General features: G+C 43.8%; 12 protein-coding genes and 2 pseudogenes. 4 read left to right on the top strand and 10 right to left on the bottom strand.

Features of this window, described 5'->3' with window-relative positions; genetic code table 11:
- Positions 1-585: 585 nt before the first annotated feature.
- Positions 586-1,503 (top strand): helix-turn-helix domain-containing protein, encoded by a 918-nt coding sequence (locus HF992_RS04010; protein ID WP_168548774.1) that lies wholly within the window; start codon positions 586-588, stop codon positions 1,501-1,503.
- A 46-nt stretch (positions 1,504-1,549) separates the two neighbouring features.
- On the opposite strand, the pseudogene HF992_RS04005 reads toward HF992_RS04010, so the two are convergent.
- Positions 1,550-2,127 (bottom strand): annotated as a pseudogene (locus HF992_RS04005) (helix-turn-helix domain-containing protein); the annotation flags it as partial.
- Positions 2,128-2,319: 192 nt separating this feature from the next.
- On the opposite strand from HF992_RS04005, the gene HF992_RS04000 reads away from it, so the two are divergent.
- Entirely contained in the window at positions 2,320-3,804 is a 1,485-nt protein-coding gene (locus HF992_RS04000) for a DUF1846 domain-containing protein (RefSeq protein WP_168548773.1), read from the top strand.
- Between the two features lie 441 nt (positions 3,805-4,245).
- Here the strand turns inward: HF992_RS04000 and HF992_RS03995 are convergent.
- The 5 genes and pseudogenes from HF992_RS03995 to rhaB all read right to left on the bottom strand — a co-directional run bounded on the left by HF992_RS03995 (position 4,246) and on the right by rhaB (position 10,669).
- A pseudogene (locus HF992_RS03995) lies at positions 4,246-5,165 on the bottom strand (integrase core domain-containing protein).
- Positions 5,166-5,371: 206 nt separating this feature from the next.
- On the bottom strand, positions 5,372-6,523 hold the full coding sequence (locus HF992_RS03990; RefSeq protein ID WP_168548772.1) for an iron-containing alcohol dehydrogenase: 1,152 nt from the start codon (positions 6,521-6,523) through the stop codon (positions 5,372-5,374).
- Positions 6,524-6,820: 297 nt separating this feature from the next.
- A complete protein-coding gene (gene rhaD, locus HF992_RS03985; protein ID WP_168548897.1) occupies positions 6,821-7,642 on the bottom strand; it encodes a rhamnulose-1-phosphate aldolase in 822 nt (273 codons plus the stop codon).
- 217 nt (positions 7,643-7,859) lie between these two features.
- Positions 7,860-9,119 carry an L-rhamnose isomerase gene (gene rhaA / locus HF992_RS03980; protein ID WP_168548771.1) on the bottom strand — a complete coding sequence of 420 codons (1,260 nt, stop codon included), beginning with the start codon at positions 9,117-9,119 and terminating at the stop codon, positions 7,860-7,862.
- A gap of 107 nt (positions 9,120-9,226) precedes the next feature.
- Complete coding sequence (gene rhaB, locus HF992_RS03975) at positions 9,227-10,669, bottom strand: rhamnulokinase (protein ID WP_168548770.1); 1,443 nt, start codon at positions 10,667-10,669, stop codon at positions 9,227-9,229.
- A 122-nt stretch (positions 10,670-10,791) separates the two neighbouring features.
- Between rhaB and HF992_RS03970 the strand changes: the two genes are divergently transcribed.
- Positions 10,792-11,757, top strand: a complete 966-nt coding sequence (locus HF992_RS03970) for an AraC family transcriptional regulator (protein WP_168548769.1) — start codon at positions 10,792-10,794, stop codon at positions 11,755-11,757.
- Positions 11,758-12,257: 500 nt separating this feature from the next.
- On the opposite strand, the gene HF992_RS03965 is transcribed toward HF992_RS03970, so the two are convergent.
- The 4 genes from HF992_RS03965 to HF992_RS03950 form a co-directional block, all read right to left on the bottom strand.
- Entirely contained in the window at positions 12,258-12,509 is a 252-nt protein-coding gene (locus HF992_RS03965) for a hypothetical protein (protein ID WP_168548768.1), read from the bottom strand.
- Positions 12,510-12,859: 350 nt separating this feature from the next.
- Entirely contained in the window at positions 12,860-15,595 is a 2,736-nt protein-coding gene (locus tag HF992_RS03960) for a family 78 glycoside hydrolase catalytic domain (protein ID WP_168548767.1), read from the bottom strand.
- A gap of 65 nt (positions 15,596-15,660) precedes the next feature.
- Complete coding sequence (locus HF992_RS11945; protein ID WP_246201230.1) at positions 15,661-17,574, bottom strand: glycoside-pentoside-hexuronide (GPH):cation symporter; 1,914 nt, start codon at positions 17,572-17,574, stop codon at positions 15,661-15,663.
- Between the two features lie 30 nt (positions 17,575-17,604).
- Entirely contained in the window at positions 17,605-19,872 is a 2,268-nt protein-coding gene (locus HF992_RS03950) for a glycoside hydrolase family 3 C-terminal domain-containing protein (RefSeq protein ID WP_168548766.1), read from the bottom strand.
- A 110-nt stretch (positions 19,873-19,982) separates the two neighbouring features.
- Here HF992_RS03950 and HF992_RS03945 point away from each other — a divergent pair, with 110 nt between their 5' ends.
- Positions 19,983-21,182 carry a helix-turn-helix domain-containing protein gene (locus HF992_RS03945; protein ID WP_168548765.1) on the top strand — a complete coding sequence of 400 codons (1,200 nt, stop codon included), beginning with the start codon at positions 19,983-19,985 and terminating at the stop codon, positions 21,180-21,182.
- Positions 21,183-21,442 lie beyond the last annotated feature (260 nt).

Genomic DNA, 21,442 nt, shown 5'->3' with positions numbered 1-21,442 from the left:
AGGTCAGCTTCCTATCCTCTTTCAAGACGGAGTTCTTCTCATTATCTTTAACGCAGTTCAATGCCTCACTAATCGCTGTATCTAGGTAACGCTTAGGATTCTTGAGATCTTTCTGAATTCCCTCCACATTTCAGAAAAGACTACTCTCCTCGAAGTATTCTTTATTGTAAAAAATTGTTTACAATGTTTGGTAAAAGCTCACAATTCTTTTCTAACTAGTTATTTTTTCATTATCAGTCTTAGCCAAAATTTACCATTACTATTTCACTCCGTTTCATAGCTAGTCTCCGTCTATCACACTTATAGATTACTTTTTCTTTTCAAATCACTAAAAATAAATTATTTTTATAAATTTTGTGCTCTATTTCTTCATCTCACATCTAATTGCTTTATAATAGATAACAGAGCAATTCTTCCATGTACCATTATCCAGTTAATCTTTTAGAAAGATGTTCGGCCTCTGGCTGGATAAACCTACAATAGTTTATGCTCTCCTTCATCTTAACTAAAAATGATAGTACTAGAATATGGCATATGGAAACAATGGCTCAATCTGTAATCTATAAATAGTTGGAGGATTTTTGAATGTCACAGTCAATAACAAGTTATGGCACCGCTTTTAGAAAGTTACGCCAACAACGTGGTTATAAGCTCAAGGAAGCTGCTGAAGGTATTGTCAGTCCGCAATTTCTCAGCCGATTTGAAAGAGATCTCGCGGGTATCTCAATTGATAAATTTGGACGACTCCTCGTCCGAATCGGTGCAAGTTGGAATGATTTTCTACGGTGCTATAAAGGCGATAGCATTACACAATTGATCAGTACCTTGGAAGATTTCAACGAACTTTACGATGCGAGGGACTTCTATCAGTTAGCACAATCTGCAAGGAATGCTGTTAACCAAAGCTACACAGACCACAATCTGCTTCAGCGCTTAATTAACGATATGATTGATGCCCATTTAGCCATTCTGAATCAACAAACGGACCAATATCAGAACAAATTTTCTTTTTTGAATAACTACCTTTCTTCAGTTGACACATGGGGTGATTTAGAATGGTTTTTGTACTCCTTTATCCTAGACGAATGTCCTGTTTCTATGGTAACGTTCAGAACCAGACAAGCCATTACCTTACTTAGTGCTTGTGAACCATCTTGCATGACTCCCAAAGCCCTTATGAGAGTTATTTTCCATGGTATCCGGTTTCTCTACCAAAATTCCTTACTAGACGAGGCAGAAGCTATCATTAAAGCTTTTGATAAAGCGATAAAATGTGCCAAGTACACAACTTATATCAATGAGCACCTAGCACTAAAATGCTATAGCGCCATTATCATGGTTCTACGCCACCAACCAGAGGGACTAGAGCTAGCCAAGTCCTGTATGACCTTGTTTGAACTATTCGAAACCGATTTAGAAATTTCCCATCTCAACCTCTCAAAAAATAGGTTCTTTACCTTTATCGAAAAACATCGCGACAAATCGATTCCGTTTGAATGGTAGAAAACACTTTATAAAATCTGTACAGAAAAGTATTGCCTTTTCACTGTTGGAAGTCCTCATAAGAACGCCTTTTTTAGCTTCTTTAGGGATAGCAGGTAGTGTAGATTTGCGTCTTGGTTTAAATTTTACAGCTCTAGCCAGATCAATGGGAGCGATAGAAAGGTATCCTTTACGGATGTGCCGATAGACAGTTGAGGAGCTGATATCAAGGGTATGAGTTTTAAGGATGTGATAGATGTGCTGTCCCTTTTTCACACCATCAGAAATGACTTTATCCATGTCCCAGAATGTTTGAGAGTTGAGGGGTGTTCCTTCTCGAGCCTCAACGAGGGTTTGTTCGTATTGTTTTTGAGCATGTTTAGCGAGGTATAAGATTTTCTTGTAGCCACAGTTTTGTCTTCTCTTAGGACAGCTGTTACAGACAAAGGGAGCTTTATCAAGGAAAAGACAAGGAAGAATGTCACTAGTAGAAGAGCGGACCTGTCTGTTACGTTTGACCTCTTTGGAAACGGTAGTAGGATTTTTTAGGATAGTTTGTCCAATGGCTTTGAAGGTTTCTCCACGTTCTAAGCCAAGTTGGATGTCATTGCGGTCTGAGAGGGTAAGGTGTTTATATTTTGCCATAGTAAGGACTCATTTCTAGTACAAACGTCTCAGACTTAATTCCACCATAAAAATCCGTTTTAGGCTAAAGCTAAAGTGGAACTTACTTTGGGAAATTAGCGTTCCGTAATTTTTTTCGATTTATCCGTTTTTTAGTTGAAAAGAGAAACAAAAAGGAGTAGAATAATTTCTTTAGAAGAAAGGAAGGTTCAAATGAAAAAAGGATTTGATAGCGAGACCTATCTGGAGGAACAGAGCCGTTTTATCATGGAGCGTGTCAATGCACATGATAAGCTCTATCTGGAGTTTGGTGGCAAGTTAATCGGTGATTTTCACGCCATGCGTGTATTGCCTGGTTTCGACCCAGATGGTAAGGTTAAATTGCTTCACCGCTTGCGGGAACAAGCCGAGATTATTATCTGTATCTACGCTGGTGATCTCGAAAGCAATAAGGTGCGTGGTGACCTTGGTATCACCTATGACCGCGACTTGCTTCGGATGATCGACGATCTTCGTTATTGGGATTTGAGCATCAACAGTGTCCTCATCACACGCTACACCGGTCAGCCGGCAGCAACTCAATTTAAGGCAAAATTAGAGCGTCACGGCCTCAAGGTCTACACCCATGGCTACACTGAGGGCTATCCGTTCGATGTGGATACCATTGTTAGCGATGCTGGGTATGGGCAAAATGCTTTTATCGAGACAACTAGACCCCTAGTCATCGTGACAGCACCAGGTGCTAACAGCGGTAAATTAGCAACTTGCCTCAGCCAGCTCTACCACGAAACCAGACTTGGCAGAAAAGCTGGATATGCAAAATTTGAAACCTTCCCCGTCTGGAATTTGCCTCTCAAGCATCCTGTCAATGTAGCCTATGAATCCGCTACTGCTGATTTAGAGGATGTCAACCTCATCGACCCCTATCATTTAGAAAAATACGGTGTCACAACAGTTAACTACAACCGAGATATTGAGGCCTTCCCCCTCTTAAGGCGTATTTTGACTAAAATCAACGGTTCTGACATCCCTTATTATTCTCCGACTGACATGGGAGTCAACCGTGTCGGCTCTGCCATTTTTGATGATGAAGTGGTCCAAGAAGCTGCGAAACAGGAAATCATCCGTCGCTACTATGCGCTGCAAGTGGACTATAAAAAAGGAATCGTTAGCCTAGAAGCTGCTCAAAGGGGCAAACTCATCATGGATGAGATGGGATTGAGTCCTAAGAATCGCCCAGTCGTAGCCGCAGCGAACCAAAGAAGTCAAGCCATCAAGGAACCTGTCGTTGCTATACAATTGCCAGATGGCCGGATTATCACAGGTAAGCGAAGCCAAAGCATGACTTCTGCTGCTGCTTGTCTGCTCAACTGCCTCAAAGCTTTAGCGAATATCAGTGAAGACCTCCACTTGATGCCTCCTGTAATCTTAGACGCTATCAATAAACTCAATCACAACCAATTCCAACATGAGGACAAAATCATTGACAGCAAGGAGGCGCTGATTGCCCTCAGCATGTCAGCAGTGACCAATCCCTCTGCTGAAGCTGCTCTTCAACAGTTGGAGCATTTGCGACACCTGCAAGCCCACAGTAGTGCTATCCTGCCTTCTGCCGACGAAGCTGTTTTTAGGGACCTAGCTATTATGGTAACGAGTGAACCTAAATTTGCAACCGAAAGCCTCTTTTACGGCAATTAAGCCTCAACGGTAGTCAAGTTAAATAACCTCTTTTTCGAGGCTGGGACAAAAGTTCTAACCTCTCAAGTGATTTTTAATTTTCAAACAAGGCGCAGTGGTTGAGTGGGCTCCTAATTCGCTGACTTATAAGCTTTTACAGCCCTAACGAATGAGGGAAATATCTTTCCCAAATTTCCAACCTCAAACAGTCACTTCCCTGACTGTTTAAGCTATGCGAAGGTGGGCTAACGACTCATCGAATTCTGGCGAATTACCGATTTTTCTCCCACTTCCCATTTCCCAAGATACAGTCCTAAAGAAACACTATCCACCACTGCTTAGTCGAGCCGTGCTGAAGTCTATTAAAGAGCTAGTCATTTGATTGACTAGCTCTTTATTACATCTAGAGTAAGGCGATGAAAAGGCAACAGTTTTCTGTACAGAAATTATAAAGTGTTTTTCTTAAACAATCACTCTCCTAGTCATCGGTGTTTGATAGTTGAGGCTGCCGTGAATACGATGATGGTTCCACCAGTGGACATCGTCTTTCGTTTTAAGAGTGAGCTCTTCCAGGGTATGGAAATTCTCCTGTTGAATAAATTCAATTTTAAATGACCGATAGGTGCTTTCAGCCACGGCATTGTCATAAGGGCAACTAGCTTGACTAAGAGAACGGGTCGCTAGCATCTCATCAATCAGCTGATGATCGAACTCCTTGCTCCGATCCGAGTAGAAGAGGTTGACCTTGGTCAGGGCATAAGGAATACTTTGAATGGCTTGTTTGACGATCTCTGCAGTCTTGTACCAGCCAACCGCTAGACCAATGATTTCTCGATGAAAGAGGTTGATCATGAGGCAAACGTAAGCCCAAAGCTGATCAACACGGACATAGGTCAATTCCGTGACAAGGGCTTCTAAAGGCTAGTGTTGGTCGAATTGTCGATTTAAGAGATTAGCCTCGTGCTTCCCTTTAGAACGAGGCTTGAAGGCAGCTTTCAGGCATTTCTTGATTTTCCTAGTCCCGTATCTGAACTTGCTTTCAGAGAAAATGGTTCTAACCTTTCCTTTTTGTATTTATCTTTATTAGCGGCGATTACTTCCCTTTTGGCGCCATAACACCTGTGCTTGCTTTAGGATATCGACCTGCATTTCAAGCTCTTTGTTTCGCTTTCTAAGAGCTATCAGCTCCCGCTGTTCATCGGTAAGATTATCAATTGATTTAAAAGATCCCGTTGTTTTAGCTTGTCTCACCCACTTGTCAAAGGTCGAAGGGTTAACTCATATTCTTTGATCAGCGCACTTCGTTTCATACCCGCATTGTGAAGGTCAACGATTTGTTGTTTGAAATCATCCGTGAAGTGACGACGTATTTTTCTAGACATAAAGGAGTTCTCTTTTCTTTAGTTCAGTGTAGAACACTTTATTCTTTTGTCTGGTTTAGTGTAACCGATTCAATCATCAGAAAATAGACAGAGAACAACTTTGATTCCCTGTCTATGTTGCTATCATAAGTTTTTTATCAATAGACTTTTAAAATGACCGACTGCGCAGTGTTCCTGTCCATCTGGGAGCGTTTGAAAGAGATAACTTAGAAGAGTTCTTTGTAGTAGGAGATGGTTTCTTCCAGGGTTGGTGTAAACGGATTTCCAGGCGCACAAGCGTCAATCAGGGCATTCTTAGACAGGTATTCAAAGTCGAAGTCGTCTTCTTTAATGCCCAACTCTGTCAGTTTTTTCGGAATGCCCACCGTAGCAGAAAGTTTTTCGATTTCAGCAATGGCATAGTCTGCACACTCTTCGTCTGTTTTGCCATCGATTTGCATGCCAAGCGCTTTGGCCACATTGCGGAAGGCAACTGGTACACGTTTGGCATTTTCACGTTCGATGATTGGCAACAACATGGCACAGCAAACACCGTGTGGCAAATGATACACAGCTCCGAGCTGGTGAGCCATAGAGTGCACATAGCCAAGACCGGCATTGTTGAAGGCCATACCACCAAGGAAAATGGCATTGACCATAGCTTCACGCGCTTCGATGTCTTGACCATTTGCCACAGCGCGAGGGAGGTATTCTTTGATGAGTTCAATGGCTCCGATAGAGAGTTTCTTGGTCACATCGTAAGCACCTGGGGTTACCAAAGCTTCGATGGCATGGGTCATGGCATCCATACCTGTTGCTGCAGTCAGATTAGCTGGTTTAGACAACATGAGTTCTGGATCGTTGACTGACATGATGGCTAGGCTGTTTTTATCTACCATAACCATCTTGACCTTGCGTTCTTCGTCCGTAATCACGTAGTTGATGGTGATTTCAGCTGAAGTTCCTGCAGTTGTATTGATGGCCACAACTGGCAAGCCCTTGTTGGCAGACTTGTGCAAACCTTCTAAGTCTTGTGGAGTGACATCATTGGTTGCCATCACAGAGATACAGCTAGCCGCATCCTGAGGAGAACCACCACCGACAGAGACGATAAAGTCACAGTCGCTCTCTTTCAAAACAGCCAAACCATCGTAGACATTCTTGCAAGATGGGTTTGGATCCACATCCTCAAAGACAATGTAGTCAATACCCGCTGCTGTTAGGGGAGCTGTCACTTTTGGCAATATCTCGCTAGAAGCTATAAAATGGTCTGTCACCACAAGAGCTTTCTTGAACCCTAGATCTTTAACATAGTCACCAAATTCATTAATGACTCCACGGCCGATGAGGTTGACTGCAGGAACATAAAAAGTTGACATGGGTAATTCTCCTTAATATATTATTTTTTGGTTACGTTTACATTATACCTTTTTGAAGAGGTTTCTTCAAGCAAGAAATGTGATTTTTTTCACTTTATTTGCTAACTATTAAGAGCGACCTGCGCTCTCAACAATCTTTCAGAGACTAAGCAATACGCCTCGTCTATTTAAATGATTTGAACAAAAGGGTGAATGAAGAAGAGGGAAAATAACTGAACATCTCCCCTTGCGACCGACTCGAGACAAAAGGCTCACTTATCCCTCTCTCTTCTATTAGTTAGAAGCTTTTCTGATTCCTTATAGGTCTAGAAAACCTTCCTGTGGTTTTTGACCGAAATAATCCGCAATATCTTGCAACTCTTGGTCTGTGATTTCCTGAAGAATTTGTCCACCTTGAGCCCCAACTTGTGAGAAAATCATAGCAGCCTTTTCAATCACTTCAACTAAACCATAAGTCTCGTCAAGACTAACGCCAGAAGCAAAGAGGCCATGATGTGGCCAGAGGACCGCTTGGAAGTTAGCCATTTTTTCAGATGTCTTAACCCCGATTTCATTAGTCCCTGGGGTCATATAAGGAATAATCCCAATCCCTTCTGGGAAGACCACGATAGATTCTGCTTGCATTTTCCAAAGAATCCGTGAAAAATGGCGTTCATCTAGCGGTTGGGTAAAACTCATCGCAATGAGATTGGTTGGATGGCAATGGAAAATCACACGTTGAGCAGGATTAACCTTGAGCCGTTCAATATGACTCATGAGGTGACTTGGAAACTCTGAGGTCGGTTTACCGCCATCTTCAAATCCCCAAACAATGTCATAACGTTGCCCATCATCGGAAATTTTAACCAAGCCTAAATCCAAGTTCGGACGGCTATAAACATTACGGAAGTAACGGCCTGTCCCAGTCACCAGATAATAGTAGCCCGCAAGTGCGGAAGCGTCAAAACCAAGTTCATAAGTCGCTTTGACCTCTTGGACGTCTTCGTAAACCGCTACTTCTTCTGGTAGGAGACGGTAAGATACATTGCCACCATTACGCTCATCCCAGTAACGGAGGTAAGATTCACGTGTCACTTCACGCATATTCAATACATAAGGGGAGTCAATAAATTTAGTCATAGTGATGATGTGAAGGGCCATAGAGAAGCGACCGAACAAAGGGTTACTATCAGCGATTTTTCTATAAAATCACTTTTTCAGTCACTTCCAATCCGAGTCGACTAGCTCGGTACGCCCTCCTTCCTTTCTTTCTATCAGTTATTTTTCACTTTTATAAGCTTTTGAAGAAAGCTAGCCTTACACTCAGCCTTCAACTAGTGCATACAGGAGCTATCGCTTAACCGCGTTCTGCTAGGACAGCTTGTTCGTAGTCTTGAACTTCTTTCAGCCAATCCAATCCAACTGGCACGCCATTTTGCTCACAGAAATAATTCCAAACATCTGCATAAGGGAAATCCTTCAATTCTTCTGTGTAAGCCAAGCGAGACGTCAAGTCAAATTTGTTCTCTAAGGCTTTCAGTTGCTCTGTGGGTTCAAGAAGCGCCTTAAGTAGGGCTTTTTGTGTATTACGAGTTCCAATCACCCAAGCTGCAATACGGTTAATCGTCGCATCGAAGAAATCCAGACCGATCACCGTCTTGTCCAGTAAACCGTTTCGGACAATTTCCTTCGCAATATCTTGCAGTTCATCATCCATAATCACCACATGATCAGAATCCCAACGCACAGGACGTGAAACATGGAGCATGAGGGCTTTTTCACTAAAGAGTGACAGCGAAGACAGCTTATTGGAAATAACTTCTGTGGGATGGAAGTGCCCAGCATCTAAAAGAATAGCCTTGTTGCGTGTCAAACCGTAGCCCATATAAAACTCGTGAGACCCCACTGTATAGGCTTCTGCTCCCAGTCCAAAAAGCTTGCTTTCAACAGTATCTACGTTGTACTTCTCATCAATTTCTATTGAGAAAATCTCATCCAAGGATTCCATGAGGCGTTTACGAGGGGACAAACGGTCAACAGGATTGTCCTTGAACCCATCTGGCACCCAAAAATTGGTGTAGCAGGTCTGGCCCAATTCTTTTCCGAAATACTCAGCCACTCGGCGACTACGTTTCCCGTGCTCAATCCAATACTCACGGACCGCCTTATCTGGGTGAGAAAGTGTCAGACCATCTTTCATCATCGGGTGTGAGAAGAAGGTCGGGTTAAAGTCTAAACCAAGACCTTGTTCCTTGGCCCAAGCTACCCATTTTTCAAAGTGTTTAGGTTCGATTTGATTTAAATCAATCGCCTCATCAGTATCTAGGTAAATCGCATGGAGGTTCAGTTTATGCTTACCGGGAATCAGTGAATAAGCCTTCTCCAAATCTGCACGAAGCTGTTCTGGCGTATGCGCAGCCCCGGGATAGTTCCCTGTGGACATGATGCCACCTGTTGTTTCACCATCTGGGTTTAGGAACCCTTTAACATCATCTCCCTGCCAACAATGCATGGAAATCTTGATCTCTTCTAATGTCTTGAGAGCAGCATCTGTATCAACACCGATGCTGGCATACTTAGCTTTGGCCTCTTGATAACGTTGGTCGATTGTAGTCATGATAAGTCTCCTGTTTTACAAATGATTTGAATAGGGTACGCAATCGGCAAAGGATGTCTTGCGTGTTAAGCGTTTGGGGACGGCAATTGATATGCCTTCCTGCTTTTTTAGAATACCGTTTCCTGGTATCTTTTGAGATGATCACCCTCAGCCAAGGCTTGTGGTTCAAAGGTGTCTAGCGGTTGATGTTCAACTAGCCATTGTCGAGCTTCTGCTAAGTCCTTCAACTGACTAGATGCAATCATCTGAACCATGATGTTACCGATGGCTGTCGCTTCGCCAGGGCCAGCGATGACTGGTTTACCGATCAAGTTGGCTGTCAATTGGTTCAATAAGGCAACATTGCTGCCACCTCCCACAATGTGAAGCACCTGGAGGGATTTTCCAGTCAAGCTCTCCAACACTTGCCACTCGTGCGCATAGGCCAAGGCTAGGTTAGAATAGACGCACATGACCAGCTCACCCACTGTCTCTGGGACAATTTGCCCGCTCTCACGACAGGCCGCTTGGATTTCCGTAATCATATTGTCTGGGTTAGTAAACCGGTCGTCGTTTAGGTTGATATACTGCAAGAAGGGCTCGACTTCCTTAGCCTGCTCTGCCATTTCCGCAAAAGAATACTGATAATCTAGCATCCGAGCAATCTCTTGAACAGCCCACATGCCGGTGATATTTTTGAGGAATCGATAGGTCTGGTAGGCTCCCCATTCATTGGTGTAGTTCTCTTGGAAAGCAGCCTCCGTCACGATCGGTTGATCTGTTTCCACCCCAATGAGGGACCACGTTCCGCTAGAGATATAGGCGTAATTGTCCCTAATAGCCGGCACACCGACCACTGCTGAAGCGGTGTCATGGGTCGCCACCGCAATGACCTGAGTCTGCGGCAAATCGTAAGTCTCATAGAGTTCTGGTCTCAATTCGCCAATGATTTGACCAGTTTCGATCAAGTCAGGGAGCTTGTCCAAGGCAAGCCCTGCAAGAGCCAACAAGTCTTGATCGTAAGTGCGACTATGGATATTGAGGTACTGAGTCGTCGAGGCATTGGTCACTTCCCCTGTCTTTTGACCCGTCAAGTGATAGGCGATATAGTCTGGAATCATGAGAAGCGACTGGGCTCGCTCCAGCCATTCCTTGTCTTCAGCATAGACCTGATAAAGCGTGTTAAAGTTCAAAAACTGAATGCCCGTCTTATCATAAATCTTAGCTTTAGGAACCTTTTCAAAGACCTGGTCCATAACTCCCTGAGTCCTACTATCCCGGTAGGCAATCGGTTCTGCCAAGAGTTGCCCTTCCTCATCAAGAAGAACATAATCCACCGCCCATGTATCAATACCAACCGTACAAGCCTCTATTCCTCTGGCCTTAACTTTTTCTAAACCAACCAGAATCTCTTCGATCAGTTTAGTCAAGTGCCATCGGTCATGGCCATCCTGCTTGGTAAATCCATTTTTAAAACGATGAATTTCGACTAACTCAAGGGTCTGGCTAGTATCTGCCAAAATGACACGGCCACTGGAGGCTCCGATGTCAACTGCAACATGATAGGTCATCGATCACCCTTCTTTCTGATTGTTATCGTTTACAGTTATTAGTTTACCATTTGGAGGCATTGTGGTACAATGTCCTTAAAACAGAAAGGTTGTATCAAATTTACAGGTTTAGAAGGCGATAGATGAATCAACTCAATGACTGGCTCTTTCAACATACAGAGCACGAAGACAGGCAACTCAATGAACAGCATTTTGTCAGTGACTTTAAAGAATTAGAACAGGTTGATAGCCTCACAGTCCCCATCATCAGCCAGCACATTTTCGGGACCAATAAGGACGTCTATATCAGCAAGCACAGCCGATTTGCAAATTACCCAGCCCACGCTCACCAGTTTTTAGAGATTAACTATGTCTATCATGGCAGCTGCCGACAGATCATCAACGGTAAAGACTATACCTTTCAGGCTGGGGACATTATTCTCATGGATACAGACAGTGTCCACTCCATCCAAGCCCTTGGCGAAGAAGATATCCTGCTTAACATTCTCTTCCAAGACAAGGCTATTTCGCTAGAATGGCTAAGCCAACTCCAAAGCCACAACAGCCTCATTTACCAACTCCTGCTGAGTGAAACCTTATTGGAAAAAGAGCAGAGCAACTTTGCCATTTTTCCTGCAGATAAAACCAAACACGTCCTACCACTCTTGGATCAACTCTTGGAGGAATATTTCTTCCCAGGCGATTTTTCGGATAAAATAATCAGTCACTACCTGTCCATCCTCATGTACCACCTAGCTCGTACCCTCTCTCAGGTCAAGCAGGAAACCCTACTTGATAAGACCAGTGACCCCTATACCAAGGTGCTGGAGATGATTGATCGGGATTATGAAACCTTAGATCTTAGCTCCCTGGCCAACAAGTTAAATTTTAACAAAAACTACCTGAGCAATTTAATCAAGCAACGCAGTGGCAAAACGTTTACCCAGCTCCTCCACCAAAAACGCCTCTCACGCGCCAAGCTCCTGATCGAATCCACACTACTCCCCATCCATGAGATTGCTCAACAAACTGGTTTTTCAAATCGAACCTTCTTTTACAAAAAATTTGAAGAAGCCTATGGGATTAAACCAGGGGACCTGCGACAATAACCTGCTCATCAGACGATCAGCAGGTTATTTCTGAGCTATTTTAGCAAATATAACTATCCACTGTACTCAAAGAAAATCAAGAATCAATAAAGACAGATTTTTAACCTCAAATTCAAGAAAGTTTGGTTAATATCTACACCAGTTTAGAAAAAATAGTATCTATTTTCTTTCTGAATGCACAACTAATAACAAATAAATAGAAGGGCAAAAAAGTGAGAGAGTGAGTGTTCTCAAGGCCAGAAAATAGGGGAAATTTCGTTTCCTTCGTTTGCTAGGATTGTTCAGTTGATAAAATCAACATATCAGTGGACGAATCCCTTGTAACTCACATTTTCTTACCTTCAAGACTTATAGGCCTCGAAGTATTCAACTACAGTTTATTGATTACTTCTTCAAAAACTGTTGAATGGCTAGAACTCCTATACCAGCCTTCGTCTAATTTATATGATGACAAACAAACACCTCCACTAGAAAATCTAGCGGAGAGGCTTGATCACAAATTATTTTTCTGCTCTTGTCATAGCTAATTGCGGACTTAGAGGAACCCAAATCGGAATAAAGAAATACCAAATTTTCCAATTATAGTGTTCATAATTTTGGAGAAAATACACAAAACCAAAGATAGATAAGGGAATTAAAACACCATCCAATAACATCAGAAAACTGTCAACCTCAAAAAAGTCAAGCTTACCGAGCAGAAAAAGGCTGAAGCGAAACAGTTCTAACATTCTATAAATCTGAAATAAGCGCATTTCCCCTCCTCCTTTCATCTTTTAAAAAATCCTCAATTGACCATCAAAGAAACGCCTCTTCTCTGATTAGCAACCAGTTCAACCATTGTAATAGAATTGGCTATGAGCAGTTTTATTACTAAATGCTCTTTCATAATATCCCTTACAATACCATTATATACTATTTTTCTTCAGTCGTAAACGGTTTCATCTTTAAGCTATAAGGAAATGCACTGGGGACTGAACCAGTCTGGATTAAATTGTTTCTGTCCGAGATCAGAAATAATGGGATTGCGTGGAAAATCGCATTCTAGTAAATTAACAATTTTTGTGTCACTCTCTTTTGACACCACCTACTTGCAGGACGGTGCTTATCTAACTCCTTCCCCTTCCTCTTGATTCAGAGCATCAATCACTGCTTCATATAGAGGTCTCGCTTCAGGCGCAGCTCCCAAGACCTCGACCAAGGTCATGCCACGCGCCATATCAATCATCGGATTATCCAGCATACCTGGGGCCATTTGATTAAAGAGGTCTATTGCCAGAGGTTGATCCAAAATTTCACCAAAGGTACAGTCTAAACTAAAACGTGCTAGGGTTAAGTCTGTCGCCGTGTCGTATTCGTAACGATAGGTTCCTGATCCAAGTTCCACCACCTCATCTTTTTCTGGAAGATAAAGCTGGGCTGTCGTATTTGCTGGAACAGTAACCTCAACCACAATCCGACCTCCACGGCAAATCCAGTGGCTAGCAATCTCGCCGTAAGGTGTCTCAAGTGTCGCTGTCACCTCATCAATTCCTTTGACAAAGCGGGGCTGGACGGCAAAGGTCTTATAGCCTGGACTGGTCTGATAAATTCCAGCCACCTTGCGGTACATCCAGTCACCGATGGAGCCATAGGCATAGTGATTGAGCGAGTTCATGCCCGATTCATCGAAGCTGCCATCTGGTTTGATCGAATTCCACCGCTCCCAAATGGTCGTCGCTCCCATATTGACCGCATAGAGCCACGATGGGTAGTCCTCACGCATGAGGAGGATCCCTGCTAAGTCATGCGCCCCATTTTCAGACAGGACATGGTTGATGTAGGGCGTCCCCACAAATCCTGTCGCCAGATGATTTTTATGATTTTCGATATTGGTCACCAGGGTCTTCATGATCCGCTCACGGTCCTCAGGACGCGCCAGATTAAAGTGGAGGGATAAGATGGCTCCCGTTTGCGTTTCGCTGACAATACGACCTGTTTTGGTGTAATATTCGTCTTGGAAAGCAGCTAAAACCTCTTCATAGAGCTGAGCATAGCGTTCGGCTTCTTTGTCTTTGGATAATAGCAGAGCTGTTTGACGGACAAGATCTGTCACGTAGAGGTAGTAAGCATTGGCAATCAAGTACTTATCCGTCGCCCCTGTACGGTCTGCACTTTCTTCCTTATCTAAGGCCAACCAGTCACCATATTGGAAACCAGTCATCCAAAGGCCATTGTCACCCGTATGGTTGGTGATATAGTCCACCCACTCGTGCATGACCTGCCAAGACTCTTCTAAAATGCGGAGGTCTCCGTAAGTCTGATAAATCACCCAAGGAACAATGACCGCCACATCCGACCAAGCTGATGAACTATATGACCCCAGAATATCTGGTACCACGTGTGGCACCCCTTTTTCAAGAGAGGAGTCTGCTGCCACATCCTTCATCCATTTGCTGAAAAATGGTGCCACATTATAGTTATAGGCAGCTGTCCAAGAGAAGACCTGGGCATCTCCTGTCCAACCCAAGCGCTCGTCTCGCTGCGGGCAATCCGTCGGCACATCCAAGAAATTTCCGCGCTGCCCCCAGCGAATATTGCTCTGCAATTGATTGATCTTAGGATTGGAGGTTGTGAAGGTTCCAGTCGGTGTCATGTCAGAGTGCAGGACACAGGCGATGAAGGTTGCTTCAGTATCTTCAAAACCTGAGAGGCGGATGTAACGAAAACCATGGAAGGTAAAGTGCGGGCGAAAAACTTGCTCAGTCCCATCACAGATATAGGTATCGACAGAAATTGCTTGACGCAAGGTTTCCTTGTAGAAATTCCCGTCCTTGTCCAAGGTTTCGGCGTGCTCGATGATCAGTTTTTGCCCAGGCCGGCCTTTGACGCGCAGCTCAACCCAGCCTGTCATATTTTGCCCAAAATCAAGGACTCGCTCACCTGCTGGTGTCACGAAATCATCAACCACTTCCAGCCGCTCAGTCATACGGATTGGCTCGTTTTCTTGGGCAACCAAGATAGATTTGTCAAATGGCAAAACAGTGACTTCTCCTGATTGTTTCGAATGGTCAAAGGTATTGATGGTTTCGCCAAGGTAAATTTCACTGGATTGGATAGCTCCAGTCTCCACAGACCAGGTTTCATCAGTAGCAATGGTTTCTTTAGTACCGTCTTCGTAGGTCAAGTTTAACTGCAAAAGAGCACCGACACAATCACCATAGTGGTGGTTTTTCATTTCAAAGCCCATGATACCTGCGTACCAGCCCTGGCCGACTGTGATGGCCAATTCATTTTGTTCAATCAGTTGCTCAGTCACATCATAAATTTGATACTGGAGCCGTTTGTGATAGCTGGTCCAACCCGGTGCTAGGTAGTCCTCGCCGACTTTTTGCCCGTTTAACTCTAACTCATAGACACCCTGAGCAGTGACATAGACCGTCGCTTTCTTAATCGTCTTATTGACCGTAAAGCTTTTTTTAAAAATCGGCGGAGCAATCACTGATTCATCAAAGTTATGTCCAATCATCTCAGCCACAAAATCTTCTGGGTCAAAAATACCAGTTGTAAAGTTGGTGATGGCCTCTGCCGACTGACCGTGATTATTTGAGACGGTAATGGTCACTTGGTATTCTGTCTCGTCTTTCAGGGCTTGCCCAGCGTATTCCACTAAAATCGACTGGTCAGAAACGACCTTTCCTGTTTCCCAGACAGGGATATCTCCCTTTCTCACGGTGATTTGATAAGAGGTCTGGACTGTATTTTCTTGGTCAGTAGATAATTTCCAGGAAAACCGAGGCTGTCTAACGGCTAGACCAAGTGGTTCTTGCTGGTAATCGATTGTTACATCATAGAGTTTCATGGTTCTCTCCTTCTCTTTAAATAGTCAAGGATTGAAAATATCTCGTTTCAATCCTTGATTCTTATTTAGACTTTAAGTTCTAGGACCTTGTCTGCTGGAGTGACATGTGTTGTTGCCACAGATTTAATCTCTTTATAATCGTTAGTGTTGGTCACCAGAACAACCGTTGTATCGCTGAGGCCAGCGGCAGCAATTTTCTCAAGATCAAAGCTACCGATGACATCACCTGCTTTTACCTGATCCCCTTGTGCAACAGTGAGGTTGAAACCATCCCCATTCATGGTTACCGTATTAATACCAATGTGGACAAAGACTTCTGCTCCGTTTGGACTCAGAATAGTCAAGGCATGACCTGTCGCAAAGGCTAGACTTACCTGGCCATCTACTGGTGCGTAAAGCATGCCTTGGCTAGGCTTGATGGCAAGTCCTTGGCCAATGACACCATTTGAGAAGGCTGGGTCATTGACCTCTTTCAAGGTGAAGGTTTGACCTGCAACTGGTGCTAGAACAACCGCATCACTGACGGTAGCTGGCTTATCAAGAATAGGAGCATACTCCTCTGACTGACCCCCAGCTCGCCGCTCTGCTATGCCCGCATAAATCTCAAACATGCGAGATTCCAAGTCAAATTGACGCAAACTCAAATACATTACTAAAGCCAATAGGAGTGGCACATAGATAGAGAAAGTATAAATAGCTTGTCGAACTGCCGGTGTCGCTACTGCTGCTGTTCCATCATAATTCGCCAGTGCTAAGCACCATCCAACAAGAGAGGCCCCGATACCAGAACCGATTTTATTGGCAAAACTTTGGGCACTTGATGAGCGACCAACCATTTTTACACCAAATTTATAATCATTATAATCAACAACCATAGCCATTAAAACACCTGTCAATGCCATGAGTGGGATTCCGGCAAAACCAGTAATCAAGCCCAGTGCTGTGTTGAAAACAAAATTTGTTGGATTGATGATTCGCACAGCCGTACAGATAGCAGTAATCAAAGACATATTTTTCATGAGTTTGGTTGGACCAAATTTTTTAACGAGTGGTGTGATAAGTGCAAATCCCAAGATTGTTGGAATCAACCCCAGCGCACCACCAATAGCAACTAAGTTTTCATTGCCGTAAATCCATTTGGCATAGTAGATACCCGATGCCCCACTGATACCAAAAGATAGCTGGAGAGCAAAATTCACAATGAGTAACAACACCCAATATTTATTTTGGAAAAGTTTAGGGAGAGAATCTTTGAAGGACATTTGAGGCTCTATACCGCTATCTTGAGATACTTCTGTAGTATGATGCGTTGCAGATTCACGCGCATAACGATAACAAATCATCATAGCTAGCGCCACCAAGGCACCGAAAACAGCACCCAACTTAATCCATGCTGACTGACTTCCGCCGAGCATATTCGTCACCGGGATAACAAGAATAGCAATGAACATACCTGAAACGTAACCAGACGCAGCACGCCATGTTCCAATATAAGAACGTTCTTCTTGACTATTAGTTCGAACGATTTGTAGAGACGCGTACGGAATTGAAATTGCGGTAAAAAGTACTGACATCAAAAGGAAGTTTGTTCCTAACACATAGGCTAGTTGAAGTGCATCGCTTCCTTTGGGAACTGTAAATAGCATAGCTAGAAGGACACCAGCCAGCACGCCTGCTCTCAATAGCCAAGGACGATATTTTTCCTTACCTGTAGGCGTATTATCAACGATATTTCCCATAAAAATATCAGTAAAAGCATCTAAGATTTTGTTAATCATGAAGATGGTGGCAATAGCCCCAGCTGCCATACCGACTTTATCCGTGTAGAAGAACGTCAGTTGTCCTATGAGACCACTGATAACATTTAACGAGAATTGTCCAAGCGAGTCAGCAAAATAATCCCATACCCTCATCACTTTTTGAATACCGTCACGGTCACAGCGGATAGCATTCTTATCTTTTTTGACTTTTTTAGCCATAATGAGCCCCTTTATTGTTTTTCTAATTTATTAACTATTGAGTGCATCGACCAGTTGCTGTAACATAGGTTTTTCTATCCCTGGGACGAAGCTAAGCAGTTGACGAAGAGGCATGCCTTCCATCATTGCAGCCATCATTTGATCACTGACAGCATCACCACCGCTATTTTCAGCTACCTCTGCTGCTTCTGGATTCTCCATCACGCTTCCCATGGCTTGTTCCAAAATTATCTTCCCTCTTGGATCAGCCATGATTTCACCCATGGTTGAGTTTAGGGTATAGACTTTTGGCAACGGCTGACCTGGGGTCACATGCACGATGGTGCTAGCGATTGTTTCCTCAGCCGAACGGTCAAAGCTGATCTCGTAGTCCAGATCCTCCACATACCAGTCATGGATTTCTGTTTCCCAGTAGGCAAAGGCGCGCTTATCCAGTTCAAAGGTTACCGTTTTCGTTTCACCTTTTGCTAATTGGATCTTATCAAACGCTCTCAATTCCTTAAGCGGACGAATGAGACGGCTGTCCACAGGTGACACGTAGAGCTGAACCACTTCTTTACCAGCCATTGAGCCAGTATTTGTAACATCAATCGAAACGCTAACTGTTTCTTGATCTGACAATTGCTCTTTATCAACCGTTAGATTGCTATAAGCAAAGCTGGTATAGGACAAACCGTGCCCGAAGGGGAACAAGACTGCTTGATCTTTTGAGGTGTAGTAACGGTAGCCCACAAAGACGCCTTCTGTATAGACAGACTTGTCCTTTTCACCACCAAAGGTCAGGTAGGCTGGAGTATCTTCCAAACGCAACGGGAAGGTCTCAGCCAAGCGTCCGCTCGGATTGACCTGGCCATAGAGGACATTGACGGTTGCAGCTCCTATAGCTTGACCACCCAGATAGACCTCCAAGACGCCTTTTACCTGATCGATCCAAGGCATCTCAACTGGAGACCCGTTATGCAAGACAACAATAATATTTTCTTGAACGCTTGCGACCGCTTCAATCAGAGCAACTTGGTTAGCAGGCATTCTCAGATGCTTTCTGTCATACCCTTCTGATTCAAAGCTATCGGGTAAACCAACAAAGAGCACAGCAATATTAGCTTCTCTAGCCCGTTCAACAGCTTCTGCTTGAAGGGCCTCATCAATCTCTTCGGACTGGTCATCAAAGCCGCGAGCATAGGTCACGTTCTCACCAGCCACTGATAGGGCTGACGTGACCTTGTGGCTGTTAATATGAGAACTCCCTCCACCCTGATAACGTGGTTGCTCTGCATATTGCCCAATAAAAGCAACCTGCTGAGAGCTAGTAAGCGGAAGAATGGCTTCTTCATTCTTCAACAGTACAATGGACTCTTCTGCAAGCTGACGTGCGACTTCGTGGTCGGCCTCTCTGTCAAATACAGCTGAGAAATCCCGGTTTTCTTCGTAACGGTAGAGGATGGTCAAGAGACGTTCCACAGCTTGGTCAAGGACAGCTGGATCCAAGTCTCCTGACTGAACGGCCGCAAGGATTTCTTGCTCATTGCTGAGGTTGCCCCCAGGCATCTCCAATTCACAGCCCGCCTTGAGGGCTGCAACCCGGTCATTCATGGCTCCCCAGTCAGTCACCACATAGCCGTCAAAGCCCCATTCCTTACGTAGGACATCGGTTAGCATGGCTTCATTTTCGCAGAGGTAGGTCCCATTCAGCTTGTTGTAACTGTTCATGATGGTCCAGGGCTTAACCTTTTTGACCATTCCTTCAAAGGATGCCAGATAAATTTCACGTAAGGTTCGCTCATCCACAATGGAGTCGCTGGTCACGCGATGAAATTCTTGGTTGTTGGCTAAAAAATGCTTGGGACTGGTTCCGATGTGTTTGGATTGAACAGCCTTCACATAGGCCGTCGCCATCTCTGAAGAAAGCAAGGGATCTTCGGAAAAATATTCAAAATTTCGGCCACATAGAGGCGAACGCTTGATGTTCATAGCAGGCCCCAAAATAACTCCTACATCTTCCGCTTGACATTCCCTGCCTAGGGTCTCTCCCAGTAGGCTGGCTGCTTCTCGGCTAAAACTGGATGCAATCGCTGATCCTGCTGGAAAACAAACAGCTGGGATACTATTATTGATGCCTAGATGGTCCCCTCCCTGATCTTGCTTACGCAGGCCATGTGGCCCATCCGAAAGCATCATTGCCGGAATATTGAGGCGCTCAATCGCCTTAGTCCGCCAAAAGTCCTTTCCTGAACAAAGGGATGCTTTTTCTTCTAGGGTCAACTCAGCCAGAAGGGCTTTGATTTGCTCAGTGGTCATGTTTTTCCTCACTTGTCTTTTTCTCGCTTTTATATTACACTATTGCGTAAGCGTTATATTGTAATTTTAGACGATTTTTTGTAATTATTGATGATGTTTAGGAGGCTTTCATGGATTCAAGTCAGATCACAAGATTTTGCCAACAATTTTTCCAAGCGACCTATATTCCTATCACCCATTTGAGGTTTCCTGCTACCTTGCTAACTAGCCAACCCCAATTTTCCCAGAATTTAGAGCTATCTCAAAAACTATCCCAAAGAGTTTACTTTGAAGAAGACAAGCAGTATTTCCTTTCTGACTCCTTTGCCTTCTTTGGCTATGTCCCTCTGGTCCAAGGCGATGAGTATTTAGTGATTGGTCCCATCTTTAGTACGCCAATCTCGCCCCAGCACCTCTCGCTTTTTATCAAGGAGTTTGATATTAAGCCTCACGAAGAGGAATTTATCGAAAGGCTCTTCCAAAACACACCGACCTTCTCCTTGAAGCAATGTCTGAGCCTCCTATCCTTTTTAGAGCTAATTTGCAATCAAAGAAGCGTCTCCTTCCAAATGCCAGCAGAGGATGCTCCTAAGCAAAAGGCCCTGAACATTGAACTCTCACGTTTGGTCACGGAAAATCGTGAAGAAGCCTTTATTCACAACAGTTACCAATTTGAAAAAGCCCTGCACCATGCTCTATCCAAGGGTAACAGGACATTGGTCTTAAAGATTCTTACCGAAGCTGGTCAGATTACGAATGGCATCATTGCGGACAATACCCTAAGGCAACAAAAAAACACCTTCATTGTAGCTGTCACTCTGGCGACTAGAGCTGCGATTGAAGGTGGTCTGGAGATTGAGCATGCTTATAGCCTCAGTGATTTGTACATCCAGGAATGTGAACGCCTGGAATCTGTTGAAGAAATCATCTCCTTGACTAGTCTGATGTATTTGGATTTCACAGAGCGTGTTTCAAAAAGCCAGTTCAACCAAGAGCTCAGCTCAGATATTTTCAGGGCGGTTCAATTTATTCAAAGTAATGTCAATCAACCCATTCAGGTAGAGGATGTAGCCCGAGTGACAGGCTACAGTTATTCCCATTTCAAAACCCTTTTCAAATCCGAAATCAAGATGCCTATTTCCACCTTTATTACCAAGACAAAGTTAGATACCGCCAGGGAACTCCTAGCCTACTCCGACTATTCACTCAGCTACATCAGCAACTATCTCTGCTTTTCCTCTCAGTCGTATTTTCAAAACCAATTCAAGAAGTTCTTTGGAACAACCCCTTTGAAATACCGGCAAGAGCACCAGTTACTAGATAATCACTAACGGGCTTCAAGTCATTCATGCCTATAAACCTTCGCGATATCCCAAATAATCTAAGGCAAGATCCTAAGCCAAACAGAAAAAGCGAACGCTATAGTATTCTATTCACGAGAAAACTATAGTGTTCGCTTTTTTAGGCTCTATAATTTCTGTAGTGGGTAAATCCACCTCGGAGATTATGGAGCCTTTTTGAGTATGAAAAAAGCCCCATATGACCTATAATGAAAAGCAATCAAACCACTCATTAGAAAGAATCATATGGA

The organism is Streptococcus ovuberis, assembly GCF_012396585.1.
GTDB lineage: Bacteria > Bacillota > Bacilli > Lactobacillales > Streptococcaceae > Streptococcus > Streptococcus ovuberis.
The sequence above is the reverse complement of the archived record's forward strand: the minus strand, read 5'-3'. Positions and strand labels throughout refer to the sequence as shown.